Annotated in this window: 13 protein-coding genes and 1 pseudogene; 13 read left to right on the top strand and 1 reads right to left on the bottom strand. The window is 61.4% G+C overall.

What is annotated here, in order from left to right:
• The first annotated feature begins 255 nt into the window (after positions 1–255).
• From M0D66_RS34540 to M0D66_RS34495, 10 genes and pseudogenes are all read left to right on the top strand, one after another.
• The gene (locus M0D66_RS34540; protein ID WP_211707162.1) at positions 256–1,734 is read left to right on the top strand and encodes a sugar ABC transporter ATP-binding protein; all 1,479 of its coding nucleotides are present in this window, start codon (positions 256–258) and stop codon (positions 1,732–1,734) included.
• Complete coding sequence (locus tag M0D66_RS34535; RefSeq protein ID WP_200652722.1) at positions 1,731–2,717, top strand: ABC transporter permease; 987 nt, start codon at positions 1,731–1,733, stop codon at positions 2,715–2,717. Before M0D66_RS34540 ends, M0D66_RS34535 begins: the two co-directional genes overlap by 4 nt.
• A gap of 44 nt (positions 2,718–2,761) precedes the next feature.
• Positions 2,762–3,763 carry a substrate-binding domain-containing protein gene (locus M0D66_RS34530; protein WP_211707161.1) on the top strand — a complete coding sequence of 334 codons (1,002 nt, stop codon included), beginning with the start codon at positions 2,762–2,764 and terminating at the stop codon, positions 3,761–3,763.
• Between the two features lie 15 nt (positions 3,764–3,778).
• Entirely contained in the window at positions 3,779–4,549 is a 771-nt protein-coding gene (locus M0D66_RS34525) for a GolD/DthD family dehydrogenase (RefSeq protein ID WP_211707160.1), read from the top strand.
• A gap of 26 nt (positions 4,550–4,575) precedes the next feature.
• A complete protein-coding gene (locus M0D66_RS34520; protein ID WP_211707159.1) occupies positions 4,576–5,583 on the top strand; it encodes a dihydroxyacetone kinase subunit DhaK in 1,008 nt (335 codons plus the stop codon).
• Complete coding sequence (gene dhaL, locus M0D66_RS34515; RefSeq protein WP_200620348.1) at positions 5,580–6,251, top strand: dihydroxyacetone kinase subunit DhaL; 672 nt, start codon at positions 5,580–5,582, stop codon at positions 6,249–6,251. Before M0D66_RS34520 ends, dhaL begins: the two co-directional genes overlap by 4 nt.
• A 99-nt stretch (positions 6,252–6,350) precedes the next feature.
• The gene (gene tkt / locus M0D66_RS34510) at positions 6,351–8,387 is read left to right on the top strand and encodes a transketolase (protein ID WP_211707158.1); all 2,037 of its coding nucleotides are present in this window, start codon (positions 6,351–6,353) and stop codon (positions 8,385–8,387) included.
• Between the two features lie 84 nt (positions 8,388–8,471).
• A pseudogene (locus M0D66_RS34505) lies at positions 8,472–8,822 on the top strand (class II fructose-bisphosphate aldolase); the annotation flags it as partial.
• A gap of 13 nt (positions 8,823–8,835) precedes the next feature.
• Positions 8,836–9,864, top strand: a complete 1,029-nt coding sequence (locus M0D66_RS34500) for a class 1 fructose-bisphosphatase (RefSeq protein WP_200652723.1) — start codon at positions 8,836–8,838, stop codon at positions 9,862–9,864.
• A gap of 160 nt (positions 9,865–10,024) precedes the next feature.
• Positions 10,025–10,657 (top strand): NAD-dependent dehydratase, encoded by a 633-nt coding sequence (locus tag M0D66_RS34495; protein ID WP_200620346.1) that lies wholly within the window; start codon positions 10,025–10,027, stop codon positions 10,655–10,657.
• 27 nt (positions 10,658–10,684) lie between these two features.
• Here the strand turns inward: M0D66_RS34495 and M0D66_RS34490 are convergent, their stop codons facing one another.
• Positions 10,685–11,593 (bottom strand): LysR family transcriptional regulator, encoded by a 909-nt coding sequence (locus M0D66_RS34490; RefSeq protein WP_200620345.1) that lies wholly within the window; start codon positions 11,591–11,593, stop codon positions 10,685–10,687.
• A gap of 102 nt (positions 11,594–11,695) precedes the next feature.
• On the opposite strand from M0D66_RS34490, the gene mdlC reads away from it, so the two are divergent.
• The 3 genes from mdlC to M0D66_RS34475 all read left to right on the top strand — a co-directional run bounded on the left by mdlC (position 11,696) and on the right by M0D66_RS34475 (position 16,449).
• Positions 11,696–13,315 carry a benzoylformate decarboxylase gene (mdlC, locus tag M0D66_RS34485; RefSeq protein ID WP_211707157.1) on the top strand — a complete coding sequence of 540 codons (1,620 nt, stop codon included), beginning with the start codon at positions 11,696–11,698 and terminating at the stop codon, positions 13,313–13,315.
• Positions 13,316–13,369: 54 nt separating this feature from the next.
• Complete coding sequence (locus M0D66_RS34480; protein ID WP_211707156.1) at positions 13,370–14,821, top strand: aldehyde dehydrogenase; 1,452 nt, start codon at positions 13,370–13,372, stop codon at positions 14,819–14,821.
• A gap of 356 nt (positions 14,822–15,177) precedes the next feature.
• The gene (locus tag M0D66_RS34475; RefSeq protein WP_244179368.1) at positions 15,178–16,449 is read left to right on the top strand and encodes an MFS transporter; all 1,272 of its coding nucleotides are present in this window, start codon (positions 15,178–15,180) and stop codon (positions 16,447–16,449) included.
• Positions 16,450–16,511: the final 62 nt, after the last annotated feature.

Raw genomic sequence — 16,511 nt, 5'->3', positions numbered from 1 at the left:
CAAATGTTCATTAATGATCAAATTCTCAATCGTGTGCACGTGAAAGTCAAGACTGGAGGTGTGAGTTTTTTACGCTGGGATGCATCGGTCGAGTCCCATGTAGTCAACTATCACGCCGCATTGCAGCAGATTGGCAAGTGGGGCGGCATTAGGGGTAAACCACGTTATCCCGGTAATTGACAGGCGGTAGGCTCGAATCTACGATGTGATTCAGATGCTCAAATGTTCAACAACGAGCAAATGTAAGGAGACAAAGTGAACGACCTTCTTGTGGATGCCCGCGGTGTACAAAAGGCATTCAATGGTGTCAGGGCGCTAGAGGACGGCCGGTTGAAGCTGCGGCGCGGAAGTGTCCACGCGCTATGCGGCGGGAACGGTGCCGGAAAATCGACCTTCCTTGGCATCGTCATGGGCATTACTCAACGCGATGCCGGCGAAATCCTGTTCAAGGGGCGAAGCGTCAATTTCCAGACGCCGGCCGAAGCACTCGACAATCGCATCGCGATCATTACCCAGGAGCTTTCGCCGATCCCAGGCATGACCGTCGCCGAAAACCTGTATCTCGGTCGCGAACCGCGCAGGGCGGGTGTGCTGGTCAAATTCGCGGCGCTCGCGAAGCAGGCACAGGAGCTTCTGGATCGACTTGCTTTCCCGGTGGACGCTCGCGCACGCATGTCGTCGCTGAGTCTCGCGCAGATCCAGCTGGTTGAGATCGCCAAGGCATTCAGCCGCGACTGCGACGTGATGATCATGGACGAGCCGACTTCAGCGATCGGCGAGCGCGAAACCGAGGTGCTGTTCAACGCGATCCGTAACCTGACAGCGCAGGGCACAGGGATCATCTACGTCAGCCACCGGCTCTCGGAAATCTTCCAGATCGCGGACGACTACACGGTCTTTCGCGACGGACGTTATGTCGACAGCGGGCGTATCGCCGACATCGACCGTTCCTATCTGGTAAGCACGATCGTGGGCCGCAAGCTGCATTCCGCCGAGAAGATTCGCAGGCCCGTGGGCGAGCCGGCCCTGGAGTCGACAGGTCTTTCGCGGAAGTCGGAATTCAACGACATCTCGCTCACCGTTCACCAGGGAGAAATCCTCGGCATCTACGGGCTCATGGGCGCGGGCCGCAGCGAATACCTCAACTGTATGTATGGGCTGACCCGTCCCGATAGCGGTCAAATCAGGCTCAAAGGCCGCGCCTTGCCGGTTGGCCGTCCGCGCAAGGCGATCCAGGCAGGCCTGTCGCTCGTGACGGAAGACCGCAAGGAGACGGGGCTCGTGCTGTCGGCGTCCGTGCGCGACAACATCTCGTTCTCCGCCTACAACCGTCTGTCGCGGCTGTCGCTCATCAACGGTCGCAAGGTGAAAGACCTCGTCGACACGATGGTCGGCCGCATGCGGATCAAGACCAGTTCCGTGTCGCTTCCGGTTTCGTCGATGAGCGGGGGAAACCAGCAGAAGGTCGTGCTCGCGCGTTGTCTTTCAACCGAACCCACGTGCCTGCTGTGCGACGAACCGACCCGGGGTATCGATGAGGGCGCCAAGCGCGAGGTCTACAAGCTGCTCGACGACTTCGTATCGAAAGGCGGTGCCGCCATGGTGGTGTCTTCCGAGGCGCAGGAAATTCTGGATGTCAGCGACCGCATCGCCATTTTCAAGTCGGGGCAGTTGGTCACCGTGATCGACGGCCATACCACTACTCAGGAAGATCTTCTGCACCTCGCATCATGAATACTCATACCACTTCCCTGAAAGTCCCGGCGAGCCAAAGCCGTTCCGCCCATATGCGCGATATCTACCGGCGCTACGGCATCGTCGCGGTGCTCATCGTCCTGTGCGTCGTGCTGTCTTTTGCCAACCAGTACTTTCTGACGCTCGGCAACATCGCGGACATCCTGCGGCAGACCTCGATTAACGGCATCCTCGCCGTGGGGATGACTTATATCGTTCTCACGGCGGGCATCGACCTGTCGGTCGGGTCCACGCTCGCTCTCGCCGGCATCATCAGCGCCAGTCTCGTGACCGGTCCACATCCGCACGGCGCGGCATTCGGACTGGCAGCAGGACTCGCCGTAGGCGCCGCGGTTGGCGCGATCAACGGCTTGCTCGTTGCCCGGCTCTCCATTCCTCCTTTTGTTGCGACGCTCGGCATGCTGAGCGCGGCGCGGGGGCTGACCTATATCTATAACGACGGCATGCCGGTGACCGATCTGCCGGACGGGTACCTGAGCATCGGCACGGGTGCGATTGCCGGGATACCGGTGCCGATCATCGTGTTCGCTCTCGTCGTCGTGCTGTTCTGGTTTGTGCTGCGCTATACGACTTATGGCCGCTACGTTTATGCCGTGGGCGGCAATGCGAAGAGCGCCAAAACGAGCGGTATCTCAACCGGGAAGATCATCTTTTCCGTGTACGTGATCGGCGGACTGCTGGCGGGTCTTGCCGGGATCATCCTCGCCGCGCGCACGACATCGGCGTTGCCGCAGGCCGGCATGTCCTATGAACTCGATGCGATTGCAGCGGTGGTGATTGGTGGCACGAGTCTTTCGGGCGGCACGGGGTCGCTCGGAGGCACCGTCGTTGGCGCGCTGCTGATCGGCGTCATCAATAACGGACTGAATCTGCTGGGCGTGTCGTCGTATTACCAGCAAGTTGTAAAGGGCGTCATTATCGTCGGCGCCGTCCTGCTCGATGCTTCGCGCAAGAAGCAATAACGTCAACCCGAAAGCAACAATCCGGAAAAACTCAGGAGACTTCAATGATTTCGTGGAAAAGAACCGTGCTGGCCTGCGTAGTGATGGGCCTCACCTGTAGCGTGGCGCAGGCTAAGCCCATCCGTATTGGCGCGGCGGTGTATGGTCTCAAGGGCGAGTTCATGCAGATGTGGACCAACGCGCTCAAGGCGCAGCCCGCAGTCAAGGACGGTACGGTGCAGCTCACGGTATTCGACGGCAACTATGACGCGCTCACTCAGAGCAACCAGTTCGACACGATGATCACGCAGAAATACGACGCGATCATTTTCGTGCCGATCGACAAGGCAGCGGGCGCGGCTGCCGTGGCGAAAGCCGCCGCGGCGCATATTCCGGTCATCGGATCGAATACCCTGGTGTCCGGCGACAAGCTCACGTCCTATGTTGGTAGTAACGACGTGATCGCGGGACAGATGGAAGCGCAGGCGATCGTCAAGGCAATCGGCGGCAAGGGCAATGTGGTGATCCTCGAGGGTCCGATCGGCCAGTCCGCGCAGATCGATCGTTCGAAGGGTATTCAGGACGTGCTGTCAAAAAATCCGGACGTGAAGGTGCTCGAGCATAAGACGGCGAACTGGTCGCGTGCGGAGTCGCTGGCACTGGTCGAAAACTGGCTGACCGCGCATCCTGGGCAGATCACCGGCATCATTGCGGAGAACGATGACATGGCGCTCGGTGCAATCCAGGCGCTTAAATCGAAGGGCCTCGATCCGAAGAAGGTTCCGGTTGCCGGCATTGACGGAATTGTCGACGGTATCGCGGCAGTCAAGCGCGGCGAAATGACAACCTTCTTCCAGGACTCGCAGGCGCAGGCGCAAGGTGCACTGGACGTTGCGCTGCGTACGGTCGTCGGTTCGTCTTACAAGCCGCGCTCGGACGTCTGGGTGGGATACGGCGCGAAGATGCCTTGGGACGACGGTACGGCGAAGTCCTACGCGGTGCCCTGGACGCAGGTCACGCCGGCCAATGCCCAGGAGATTCTCAACAAGATTCCCAAGAGCAACTAATCAAGGAGTGGAGCGATGTCGGTCAATTCAACGACCCCTTTTGATATCACCGACCGCGTTGCGGTCGTGACCGGTGCGGCAAGCGGTATCGGGTTTGCCGTTGCCGAGTGCCTTGCTGCCGCGGGTGCGCGCGTTGCGCTGCTCGATATCAACCCGGCCGTCGAGGCCGTGGCCCGGACGCTTACTGGTGGCCCGGAGCGGCACGTGGGTATCGCGGCGGATATCACCGCCGCTGGGATATCGGATGCCCTGGTGCGGCGCGTGACCGAAACCTTAGGTCCTGTCGACATCCTGGTCAACAATGCCGGCGTCGCTCTGCTTGAGAACGCGGAAGCGCTGTCCGAGGAAGCCTGGGACAGGACGATGACGATCAATCTCAAAGCTCCGTTTCTCCTGGCGCAGGCCGTCGGCAAACAGATGCTAGGGCGCGGTGGTCCCGGCCGGATCGTGAATCTGGCTTCTCAGGCGAGTGTCGTTGCCTTGGAGCGCCATGTGGCGTACTGCGCGAGCAAGGCGGCAATCGTCGGCATGACAAAGGTGCTCGCGCTCGAATGGGCAAAGCATGGCATTACGGTCAATGCCGTTTCGCCCACGGTCGTCGACACCGAGCTGGGCAGGAAAGCCTGGGCGGGGGCGGTGGGCGAAGCGATGAAGGCTAAAATTCCTGCAGGGCGATTCGCACGCCCCGACGAAATCGCCGCGTTGATTCTGTATCTGGTCAGCGATGCGGCCGCTATGGTCAACGGCGAGAATATCGTGATTGATGGCGGCTACACCGCGCAGTAACAATTCTCAAGATGTAAAGGAACGGTATGAATCGCGTCATTAACAATCCTGATCTCGTTGTCGAGGACATGCTCCGCGGCATCCTCGCGGCACACCCGGAGCTGCGCGCCGCGCCGGAGAATCCTCGCGTTGTATCGCATACACACGCTCGTCAGAATGGCCGTGTGGGTATTGTGACTGGAGGGGGATCGGGGCACGAACCGGCTTTCATCGGCTATGTCGGGCGTAATCTGGTGGACGCCGTGGCTATCGGCGAAATCTTTTCCTCGCCGACTGCGAAATCATTCTTTGAGGCTTTCAAGGCGGCCGATAGCGGCGAGGGCGTAGCGTGCCTTTACGGCAACTACGCAGGCGACAATATGAACGTAAAGATGGCAATCAAGCTGGCCGAGCGCGAAGGTATTCGCGTGCGCACGGTCGTTGCAAACGACGATGCTGCGTCGGCGCCGAAAGACGAGATCGAAAAACGGCGCGGCGTTGCCGGTGAAATCGTGATGTGGAAGGTTGGCGGCGCGCGAGCCGCTCAGGGCGCCACGCTCGAGGAAGTGATTACCAGTGCGCGCAAAGCGGTGGATTCGACCCGCTCGATCGGCGTCGGCCTGTCCGCCTGTACGATTCCTGCGGTCGGTAAGGCCAACTTCGTCATCAAGGATGGCGAAATGGAAGTCGGCATTGGCCATCATGGTGAACCCGGTATTCTGGTTCAGCCCACCGTTCCCGCGAGAGACATGGCGAGGCTGATGCTCGACAGGCTGTTGCCGGATCTGCCGTTTGCCAGAGGCGACAAGGTGTCAGTGCTGTTGTCCGGTCTCGGCGCGACGCCGGTGATGGAGCAATACATCCTGTATGGCGAGGTCGCCGATTATCTGCGCGAAGCGGGAATCGATATCCAGTTCTCGTTCGTCGGCAATCTTTTCACGTCCCTGGAAATGATGGGGGTCACGCTGACGTTGACGAAACTCGATGACGAACTGAGCGCGTGCCTCGCGCATCCATGTCAAAGCATCGGATTCAATGTAGGAGACGCACGATGACTGAAACCGTTAAATTGGCCGGCGCTGGTGGAGTGGTTGTCGATCTCGTTCGAACCATCAATGCGAATCGGCAGTACCTGAGCGAAGTCGACGGTGCGATTGGCGACGGCGATCATGGTATCAACATGAGCAAGGGCTTCACGCAGTGTGGGGAACATCTTGCAGCACGCGGAGCACTACCGTCACTCACGGTAGCCCTGGGCGATCTGTCCTCGGCACTCATGGACGGGATCGGTGGCTCGATGGGGCCGCTCTACGGGACTTTCTTTCTCAGCATGAGCGACACGTTTGCGGACCACACCGAGCTCGACAAATCCCTTTTCTATCGGGCGCTCGTTGCCGGTATCGATTCTGTCCAGGAGATCGGCGATGCGAAGGTCGGCGACAAGACGCTGATCGATACGCTTGTTCCTGCGCGGGTGGCGTATGGGGCGGCGTTGGAAGAGGGCAAGAACTTCCGGGCGTGTATCGATGCCATGGTGATTGCCGCGGAAGCCGGAATGAATTCGACGCGCGAGCTGCGCGCCCGTATTGGACGCGCAGCCCGGCTAGGGGACCGTTCAATTGGCGTCCTGGACGCCGGTGCATGTTCCTGCTTCCTGATCCTGCGCAGCATGGGCGAATCGCTTACGCATCTGCTGGATAGCGCGACAGCGCGCGCTGCCTGACGTCGTAACCGTACCCGAAGACTGGATACCGGAGCCTCGCCGATAAAAACGGGCGAGGCTTCAATATATTAACTTAGTCATACGAAATAGCGATGATTCATGTCTCATACTAACCCGACCCGGACAGACCTTGCCAACGCAGTGCGGTTTCTGGCTATCGACGCCGTTCAGGCCGCGAATTCTGGACATCCCGGCATGCCGATGGGAATGGCGGATATTGCCGAAGTACTGTGGCGCAAGTACCTGAAGCACGATCCCGCGGTTCCGGATTGGGTTAACCGGGATCGCTTCGTGCTGTCAAACGGTCACGGCTCGATGCTGCTCTATGCCGTGCTGCATTTGAGCGGCTACGGCCTGTCGATCGACGATCTAAAGGGATTCCGCAAGTGGCAGTCGATCACACCGGGGCACCCGGAACGCGGTCTGACGCCAGGGGTCGAGACGACCACGGGCCCGTTGGGGCAGGGTCTTGCCAATGCCGTCGGCATGGCGCTAGCTGAACGGCTGTTGGCCGCTGAATTCAACGAGCCGGGATTCGATATTGTCGATCACCACACGTATGTGTTTCTTGGTGACGGCTGCCTCATGGAAGGCGTCTCGCACGAGGTTTGCTCACTTGCCGGCACATGGCATCTCGGCAAACTGATCGCGTTTTATGACGACAACGGCATTTCGATCGATGGCCATGTGGAGGGCTGGTTCACCGACCAGACCCCGATGCGCTTCCGTGCGTATGGCTGGCATGTCGTCGAAGGTGTCGACGGACATGATCCGCTCTCAATCGAGCAGGCGATCGAGGCAGGGCGTGCGGAACGTGACCGGCCGACCTTGATCTGCTGCAAGACAGTGATCGGACACGGTTCGCCGAATCGGGCCGGCACGCACGACGTGCATGGCGCTCCGCTCGGCGCCGCTGAAATCGCGGCCACGCGGGAGCATCTTGGCTGGCGTCACGCGCCATTCGACGTTCCCGAATCGATTCGTGATGCGTGGGATGCGCGCGCAGCGGGCCGTGAGAGCAACATAGCCTGGCGCACGCTGTTTGAAGCCTATCGAACTCACTTCCCGGAAAAAGCCGGCTACTTCGAATCCCGCATGCACGGCAGTCGCCGCGAGCGAGTCTCTGACGTGATCGAAACCCTGCTGGAGGGCAGCGACTGGTTCGAGCAGAAGATGGCGACTCGCAAGGCATCGCAGAGATGCCTTGAGCAGCTGGTCGGCGGATTGCCAGAACTTCTGGGCGGCTCGGCGGACCTCGCACCGTCGAATCTCACCATAGTGCCGGCTTCCCGTGCGGTCATGCCCGGTAGCACGAACGGACCTGGAAACTATATTCACTACGGCGTTCGCGAGTTCGGCATGGTCGCGATCATGAACGGCGTTGCGCTCCATGGCGGTTTTCTGCCGTATGGCGGGACCTTCCTGGTGTTCTCCGACTACGCGAAGAATGCGCTTCGTATGGCGGCGTTGATGCACCTGCAATGTATCTACGTCTTCACGCATGATTCGATTGGTCTCGGCGAGGATGGGCCTACCCATCAGCCGGTCGAGCACGCGGCGATGCTGCGCCAGATTCCGGGGATGAGCGTATGGCGGCCGGCGGACGCAGTCGAAACGGCATTTGCATGGGCCGCAGCACTGGAGACAACTGACGCGCCGACCGCGCTGCTGCTTTCTCGCCAGAATCTGCCGCCGCTTTCCCGCAGCGCGCGGGCGAAAGCACACATCCGGCAAGGCGGTTATGTGTTGTCCGAGGCCACGGGCGGAAAACCAGACATCGTTCTGATTGCGACGGGTTCCGAAGTGGAACTCGCACTGAAGGCGCAAACAGCGCTCGCCGAGCAAGGCATTGCCGCGCGGGTCGTATCGATGCCGTCGACCACAACCTTTGATGGCCAACCGCTTGCATACAGGCTTTCCGTTCTGCCGCCAAAGATCCGGCGCGTCGCGATTGAAGCGGCGGCGGGAGATTTCTGGCGGAAGTACGTCGGCTTGAGCGGCGCCGTGATCGGGTTGTCGCATTTCGGCGAGTCGGCGCCGGCCGAGACGTTGTACGAAAAGTTCGGTATTACGGTGGACGCGATCGTGGACGCGGTGGGTCGCACGCTCGAGATGGAACCTGGGATCGTCGATTAGCTGCCTTGAGTCGCTGAGCCTGCCGATTCACCCAGCCTGATTAACGACGTTCGCCGCACGGCGACATTACCTGATGGACATGACATGGCGCTGATTTCATTGCGGCAGTTGCTGGACCACGCGGCGGAGCACGCGTATGGCGTGCCGGCATTCAACGTCAATAACCTCGAGCAGGTTCAGGCGATCATGCAGGCGGCTGCTGAATGCGATAGTCCGGTCATCATGCAGGCATCCGCCGGCGCGCGGAAATACGCAGGCGAAGCGTTTCTGCGTCACCTGGTCGTTGCGGCGATCGAGACTTATCCCGACATCCCGGTCGTGATGCATCAGGACCATGGGGCATCGCGTGTAATGGATTGCGCTGACACGAACATGCACGTCGACGGAGCATCCCCTGGTCCGTCGATTCCAACCGATCGCCAGACTGTTGCTTCCAAGCGGACCGAACATGACCCACATAGCACGCACTAAGCACATTACGCTGTCCTCGTTTCTCGCGAACGCAGCACATGAGGAGAGAATCCCAACGGCACTGATCACGCTGATCGAAGCCGTTGCCGATGCGTGTTCATCCATCGCAACGGCTGTCGAGCGAGGCGTCTTCGTCGGCGCATCCGGCAATGCCCATTCCGAGAACGTTCATGGAGAGGCGCAAAAGAAGCTCGACGTCGTGTCGAACGACATCATGATCGGCGCGGTCGAGTCGGTTGGCTGTCTCCGCGGACTCGCGTCGGAAGAGCTTGAGTCGGTTCAGGTGACCGGGCATGAGCATTCCACGGATACCCCCGCGTATCTGCTGCTGTTCGATCCGCTCGACGGGTCTTCCAATCTTGAGATCAACGGCATTGTCGGAAGTATCTTTTCCGTGCTGGCCACGCCTGCGTCTGGCGCAGTAGTAGACGAGAGTCATTTTCTGCAGCCGGGCGTGAAGCAGGTCTGCGCGGGATATGCGATCTATGGTGCGACGACGATGTTCGTGCTGACTACCGGGCACGGTGTTGACGGGTTCACGTTCGATGGCGAATCGGCATCGTTCGTGCTGACCCATCCACAGCTCAAGATTCCGGAAAATACCCGCGAATTCGCGATCAACATGTCCAACGAGCGCTACTGGGAAGAGCCTGTGCGCCGCTATGTCCGTGAGTGTGTCGCGGGCGCGTCGGGGCCGCGACAGACGAACTTCAACATGCGGTGGATAGCATCCATGGTCGCGGAAGTGCATCGAATCCTGCTGCGTGGAGGCGTTTTCCTTTATCCACGGGACAAAAAAAATCCTCAGCTTGCTGGGAGGCTGCGCCTGACCTATGAGGCCAATCCCATGTCGTTCATTATCGAACAGGCGGGCGGCATGAGCACGACCGGCGAGACCCCGATCATGGAAGTCCAGCCGGACCATGTCCATCAGCGCGTGCCCGTTATTCTCGGGTCAAGGCTCGAAGTGGAACGCCTGCTTCGATACCACGACGAGGCCGCTTGATTCAGCTCGATACGCGCTTCTGGAACGCCTCAGCGATATCCAACCGATCGGTATTTCTCACTCCTGGTGAAAACTGAACGCACCACGATTGGGGTTCTCGGCCAGTTACCGGCGAGATAAGCTGCGCCACAAGCATGTGGCATACGGTAACGAGAAATCCATGAAAATTCTGATTCTGGGCGCGACGGGCGTTGTGGGAAAAGCTGCACTCGAACGAGCGTTGGGCGATAGCAGTATTGCGCAAGTCATCGCCCCGACGCGTTGCGGCCTTTCCCCTCATCCCAAGCTGGCTAACCCGGTTGCACCAGAGCTCAGTCTGTTGTTGCCGGATGCGGATGCCTGGGAGGTGGATGCAGTGATCTGCGCAATGGGAACGACTATCGGAAAAGCGGGATCGAAGGCTGCGTTTCGCCATGTCGACTATGCGTTGCCGATTGCCTTCTCGAAGAGGGTTTTTCGGAAGGGTGCGCAGGCGCTTGCTCTGGTTTCCTCGCCTGGTGCTTCGCTATCCATCCCGCTGTTTTATTGCCGCACCAAAGGTGAGCTTGAAAGAGATATTCAGAAGATCGGGTTTGAATCCGTCACGATCGTGCGTCCCGGCATGATTGGCGGCGAGCGCCAGGAGTTCCGGCTCGCAGAGCGAATGGTGCTGCCCGTTGCGAAGTTCCTTCGCCCGCTCCTGCCGCGGGGGCTTCGTGTCAATCCTGCAGCGAATATCGCCGATGTACTGGTCGATTCGGTCGTCGCAGGCAAAGCGGAGGCGCGTATGGTGACTTCAAGGGATCTCGTATGAGGCCGCCCCGGCGGATTCGTATCTCCTTCACCGCCCGGCTGCAGTCAACTGCCTGAGTTGCTCCAACAGCTTCACTGCCGGACTCGGCAAAATCCCCTGACGGCGTCGAAACGCCGTCAACGTACGGCGCGCGACGAGACCCGGAATCGGCAGCGTATCGAACACGCCAGCCGCGCTTTCGGTGTCGTACATCGGCGTCGCCATCCAGCTTAGAAATCCCGCACGCGTCACCAGGCTTTTCAGCACGGTGATCGAGCGCGTCTCGACGGCAATCTGCGGCATGCCGAGCCCATGCTCGGCAAACACGTGCTGCATATGCTCGAACGGACCCGTCCCACGAGGCGGCACGCACCACTGCTGATCGAGTGTGTCGGCAAGCGACAAATCCGTTTTGTTTCGTAGCGGATGATCGAGCGCGGCGACCACATAGCTCGTGTCTTCCCATCTGCAATCGGCAATCGCCGTAATCTCATCCGTGTCCGGCACCGCCATGCTGAGCGCGAGATCGATCTCGTGTTTCATCAGGCTGTCAGCAAGCCGGTCCCATACCCCCTCCGTGATCTCGACACGCAGATTCGGCCAGCGTGCGAGCACGCCGCTTACCGCGAGCGGCAGCACGAGCGTCGCGATGCTCGCCACCGCGCCGACGCGAATCGTCCCTTTCGCGAGGCCGCGCATCGCGTCGATTTCCTCGCGGGCGTGATCGGCTTCGCGCTGCAGCAGCGTGGCGTGAGGCAGCAGCGCGCTGCCGATCGCAGTAAGCTGCATACCCTTCGAGTGCCGTTCGAACAGCGGTGCGCCGACCTGATCTTCGAGCCGCTTGATGGTGCGGCTCAGCGCGGGCTGCGTGACGTGCAGCACTTCCGCGGCACGGCCCAGGCTGCCGCTCGCGACGATGGTTGCAAACGCGTGCAATTGCTGAAGATTGAAAGTCATGCGCAAAAGTAATGCCTTTTCTCAAAAAAGGCAATTTTCAATCAACCTCGAGCTTCCGATAATGAGCCTTCAAGAAACGGCGCTTATCACTAGGAGACATGGATGACCAGCAACGCGCCCCGTTCAGACGCATCGGGATCTTCTCAACACGCATCGTTCACCGTGCGCCACGCCGTCATCGATCTCATGCGGCGCCTCGGCATGACTTCGGTGTTCGCCAATCCGGGGTCGACGGAATTGCCGTTGTTCCGCGATTTCCCGCAAGATTTCCGTTACGTGCTGGGTTTGCAGGAAGCCGTCGTGGTCGGCATGGCCGACGGTTACGCGCAGGCCACCCGCAACGCTTCGTTCGTCAATCTGCATTCCGCCGCGGGCGTGGGCAATGCGATGGGCAACATCTTCACCGCATTCCGCAATCGCACGCCGATCGTGATTACCGCCGGGCAGCAGGCCCGCTCGATTCTGCCGTTCGACCCGTTCCTCGCGTCGACGCAAGCCACCGAATTGCCGAAGCCGTACGTCAAATGGAGCATCGAACCGACCCGCGCCGAAGACGTGCCGCTGGCGATCGCGCGCGCCTATCACGTGGCGATGCAGGAGCCGCGCGGGCCGGTGCTGGTGTCGATTCCCGTCGACGATTGGGACCGCGCCGCGGAGCCGGTGCCGGCACGCGTAGTCAGTACTGAGACGCGGCCTGAGCCGTTCGTGCTGGCGCAGATTGGCGCGTCGCTCGATGCCTGTGAACGGCCGGCTTTCGTGGTGGGCGGCGCTGTCGACCGCGCCGGCGGCTGGGACGAAGTCGTGCGTCTTGCCGAACGCCACAACGCCCGCGTGTTCGTCGCGCCGATGACAGGCCGCTGCGCGTTCCCCGAAGACCACCGCCTGTTCGCCGGTTTCTTGCCGGCCATGCGCGAGAAGATCGTCGAGTTGCTCGGCGGCCATGATCTGATCTTCGTGATCGGCGCACCAGCCTTCACGTATCACGTCGAAGGTCACGGCCCACATCTGCCGGCCGGCGCAACGCTGTGTCAGTTGATCGACGATCCGGCCATTGCGGCTTGGGCGCCAACCGGCACGGCGGTGGTCGGCAATATTCGCCTCGGCGTGGCCGATCTGCTGACACGGCCCGCGCCGAGGACGCGCCCGTTGCCCGCACTACGCACCGTATCGCCGCGCGCAGAGCCGTCTTCGTTGATGTCGGTGGCGTTCGCATTGCAGACCCTCGCCGAGGTGCGCCATGCGGACGACATCGTGGTCGAGGAGGCGCCGAGCTCGCGCCCGGTGATGCAGAACTATCTGCCGTTTACGCGCAGCGGCACCTTCTACACGATGGATAGCGGCGGCCTGGGTTATGGCATGCCGGCTGCTGTCGGCGTGGCGTTGGCGAAGCCCGGCACGCGCGTGATCGGCCTGATCGGCGACGGCTCCAGCATGTATTCGATCCAGGCCATCTATAGCGCCGTGCAGATGAAACTGCCGATCACATTCGTGATCCTGAACAATTTCCGCTATGCCGCGTTGCAGGACTTTGCGCCGGAATTCGGTTTCGGTCCAAGCGATCCGGTGCAAGGCACCGATCTGCCGGGGCTCGACTTCGTGGCGCTTGCTGCAGGCATGGGTTGCCAGGGCATACGCGTGACCGACGCCGAACGCCTGCATGACGTGCTGCGCGACGCGTTGGCGTCACCCGGACCGATGCTGGTCGAAGTCGTCGTGGCTTGACATTAAGCGAGCGCCGCGCCCGCATTCATAAAACTTTCCGCAGGAGACAGGACGATGCAGAGTATTTCGATGCTGATCAACGGCGCAGCCGTGCAAGCGAGTAACGGCGCCACCTTCGAGCGCCGCAATCCGCTCGACGGCGAAGTCGCGACGCGTGCTCCCGCGGCGACGGTTGCCGACGCAGTAGCCGCTGCCGATGCCGCGGCAGCGGCGTTTCCGGCATGGTCCGCGCTGGGGCCGAGCGAGCGCCGCGCGCTGCTGATGAAGGCCGCGCATGCGCTGGAAGCGCGCAGCGAGGCGTTCGCCGCGGTGATGGCAGCGGAGACTGGCGCGTCGGCAATGTGGGCGGGGTTCAATGTGCATCTCGCCGCCGGCGGATTGATGGAAGCGGCGGCGCTCACTACGCAGATCGGTGGCGAGTTGATCCCGTCCGACGTGCCCGGCAGCCTCGCGATGGGCGTGCGCCAGCCGGCCGGCGTCGTGCTGGGCATCGCGCCGTGGAACGCACCGGTGATCCTCGCCGTGCGTGCGATCGCGTTGCCGCTCGCATGTGGCAATACAGTCGTGCTGAAGGGTTCGGAAGTCTGCCCCGGCACGCACGGACTGATTATCGAAGTGCTGCAGGAAGCGGGCTTGCCGAAGGGCGTGGTGAACTTCGTCACCAACGCTCCGGCCGATGCAGGCGCGGTCGTCGAAGCACTGATCGCGCATCCGAAAGTGCGGCGTGTCAATTTCACCGGCTCCACACACGTGGGCAAGATCATCGCGGCCACGTGTGCGCGCTATCTGAAGCCGTCGGTGCTGGAACTCGGCGGGAAGGCGCCGTTGATCGTACTCGACGACGCGGATCTCGATGCAGCCGTCAACGCCGCTGCATTCGGCGCGTTCGCCAACTCGGGGCAAATCTGCATGTCGACGGAACGGATCGTCGTCGACGAGCGGATCGCTGATCAGTTTGTTGCAAAGCTCGCGCAGAAAGCGCGCGGTCTGCCGCTCGGCGACCCACGCAAAGGGCCGGTGGTGCTGGGATCGGTCGTCGACATGAGCACGGTGCAACGCTGCAATGCGCTGATCGACGATGCCCTGGCCAAAGGCGCCACGCTCGTCTGCGGCGGCAAGGCGGATAGCACGTTGATGCCCGCCACGCTGCTCGACCACGTCACGCCCGCCATGCGCATTTATGGCGATGAATCGTTCGGACCTGTGAAGGGCATCGTGCGAGTCAACGGCGAAGACGAAGCCGTGGCCTGTGCGAACGACAACGAGTATGGGCTTTCGTCGGCGGTGTTCAGCCGCGATATCGCGCGCGCGATGAACGTCGCGCGGCGCATCGAATCGGGCATCTGCCATGTCAACGGGCCGACCGTTCACGACGAAGCGCAAATGCCGTTCGGCGGCGTGAAGGGTAGCGGCTTTGGACGCTTCGGTGGGCAGGCGGGGATCGCAGAGTTTACGGATCTGCGCTGGATTACGGTGCAGACCACGCCGCGTCATTACCCGTTCTGAAGGGTGGAGTGCCGTTGAAGTCGCTGCGTATCGCTGCGCGCAATTTCTTCGCAGCGGTACTCAGTGTCGTGAAAGCCATGCATACATGTCATGGCTTTTGCGCGAAACGGCAATGTCGGAAGTCATTCACTCGCTCACATACTGACTAAAAAAACGTGACCTCAAAAGCGCGGCGCTCAGATCGCGCGCCCAAACCAGGAGACAGCTTCATGACCAGTTATGTACCGCCGGCCGGCTCGGCCAGTGCGGCAACCGGCGAGGCCAATGCGCCACTTGCCGGCCATCAGGCGGGAGTCGAGGAGGGGCGCCATGCCGTCGATATCGGCCGCACGCTCGACGAAGGCCCTTACACCACGATGCAGAAGATCGTGGTGTTTCTCGCGGCCTTGTCGATCGTTCTGGACGGCTTCGATAGTCAGTTGATCGGCTTTGCGATTCCGGTGCTTATCAAGGAGTGGGGCGTCACGCGCGCGGCTTTTGCACCAGTGGTCGCGGCCGGCTTGATCGGCATGGGCATCGGCAGCGCGTGCGCCGGGCTGCTCGCCGATCGCTTCGGCCGCCGCTGGGCGGTGATCGGTAGCGTGCTGGTATTCGGCGCCGCCACTTGCGGCATCAGCTTTGCGCCCGACATCGTGACGATTGCCGTGCTGCGCTTTATCGCCGGCCTCGGCATTGGTGGCGCGTTGCCGAGCTCGACGACCATGACCGCGGAGTTCACGCCGGCTCGCCGCCGCACCTTGGCGGTCACCGCGACAATCGTCTGCGTGCCGCTCGGCGGCATGGTGGCGGGATTGTTCGCGCATGAAATTCTGCCGACGTACGGATGGCGCGGCTTGTTCATGATCGGCGGTGTGCTGCCTCTCGCGCTCAGCGTGTTGCTGTTCTTCACATTGCCCGAATCGCCGCGCTTTCTCGCCCGGCAGCCGCAGCGCTGGCCGGAACTCAAACGCCTGCTTGGCCGGATGTCGCGTCCGGTGGCCAGCGGTTGCGTGTTTACCGACTCGCGCGAACAGGCTGTTGAAAAACACACGGGCTTTACCGCGTTGTTCCGCGAGGGCCTGGCGCTTGATACGGTGGCGATCTGGTGCGCGTTCTGCCTATGCCTGCTGGCCGTCTATAGCGCCTTCAGCTGGCTGCCCACGATGCTGAGCACGCAGGGTCTGTCGGTGTCGGTAGCGGGGTCGGGACTCACCGCGTACAACCTCGGCGGTGTGGTCGGCGCGCTGTTGTGCGCGGTGGTGATCGCTCGTACCGGTTCGCGCTGGCCGTTGATTCTCTGCAGCGCGGGGGGCGCGGCGAGCGCGCTGCTGTTGCTTGGTGTGAACATCTCCGATCACACCGGCTTGCTGATTTTCGGTCTTGGCGTGCACGGCCTGTTTGTCAACGCGGTGCAGTCGACGATGTTTGCGTTGTGCGCTTATGTCTATCCGACCCGTGTGCGCGCAACCGGTACCGCATCGGCGCTCGCGTTCGGCCGGCTCGGCGCGATTGCCAGCGCGTTTGCGGGTGCGGTGGTGATTACGGCTGGCGGCGCGTCGTCATACCTGTGGATGCTCGGAATCGCGATGGTGATCGTGATGGTCGCGCTGATGGTGGTCAAACGCCATATTCCGAAGCCGGGCGGTTGAGGGACGCAATGTCCTGAATCGCGGCGATCCGGTGTGGCACGCGGATCGCCGCTATCTGAAGC

The sequence above is a fragment of the Paraburkholderia sp. SECH2 genome (assembly GCF_030464795.1).
Classification (GTDB): domain Bacteria; phylum Pseudomonadota; class Gammaproteobacteria; order Burkholderiales; family Burkholderiaceae; genus Paraburkholderia; species Paraburkholderia aspalathi.
Note: the sequence above shows the minus strand (reverse complement) of the source record. Positions and strands in the feature narration are given on the sequence as shown.

Excerpts from the sequence above, each read along its gene's own strand:
- M0D66_RS34535 (WP_200652722.1), top strand. The coding sequence starts at position 1,731 with ATGAATACTCATACCACTTCCCTGAAAGTCCCGGCGAGCCAAAGCCGT.
- M0D66_RS34530 (WP_211707161.1), top strand. The coding sequence starts at position 2,762 with ATGATTTCGTGGAAAAGAACCGTGCTGGCCTGCGTAGTGATGGGCCTC.
- M0D66_RS34525 (WP_211707160.1), top strand. The coding sequence starts at position 3,779 with ATGTCGGTCAATTCAACGACCCCTTTTGATATCACCGACCGCGTTGCG.
- M0D66_RS34520 (WP_211707159.1), top strand. The coding sequence starts at position 4,576 with ATGAATCGCGTCATTAACAATCCTGATCTCGTTGTCGAGGACATGCTC.
- dhaL (WP_200620348.1), top strand. The coding sequence starts at position 5,580 with ATGACTGAAACCGTTAAATTGGCCGGCGCTGGTGGAGTGGTTGTCGAT.
- tkt (WP_211707158.1), top strand. The coding sequence starts at position 6,351 with ATGTCTCATACTAACCCGACCCGGACAGACCTTGCCAACGCAGTGCGG.
- M0D66_RS34500 (WP_200652723.1), top strand. The coding sequence starts at position 8,836 with ATGACCCACATAGCACGCACTAAGCACATTACGCTGTCCTCGTTTCTC.
- M0D66_RS34495 (WP_200620346.1), top strand. The coding sequence starts at position 10,025 with ATGAAAATTCTGATTCTGGGCGCGACGGGCGTTGTGGGAAAAGCTGCA.
- M0D66_RS34490 (WP_200620345.1), bottom strand. The coding sequence starts at position 11,593 with ATGACTTTCAATCTTCAGCAATTGCACGCGTTTGCAACCATCGTCGCG.
- mdlC (WP_211707157.1), top strand. The coding sequence starts at position 11,696 with ATGACCAGCAACGCGCCCCGTTCAGACGCATCGGGATCTTCTCAACAC.
- M0D66_RS34480 (WP_211707156.1), top strand. The coding sequence starts at position 13,370 with ATGCAGAGTATTTCGATGCTGATCAACGGCGCAGCCGTGCAAGCGAGT.
- M0D66_RS34475 (WP_244179368.1), top strand. The coding sequence starts at position 15,178 with ATGCAGAAGATCGTGGTGTTTCTCGCGGCCTTGTCGATCGTTCTGGAC.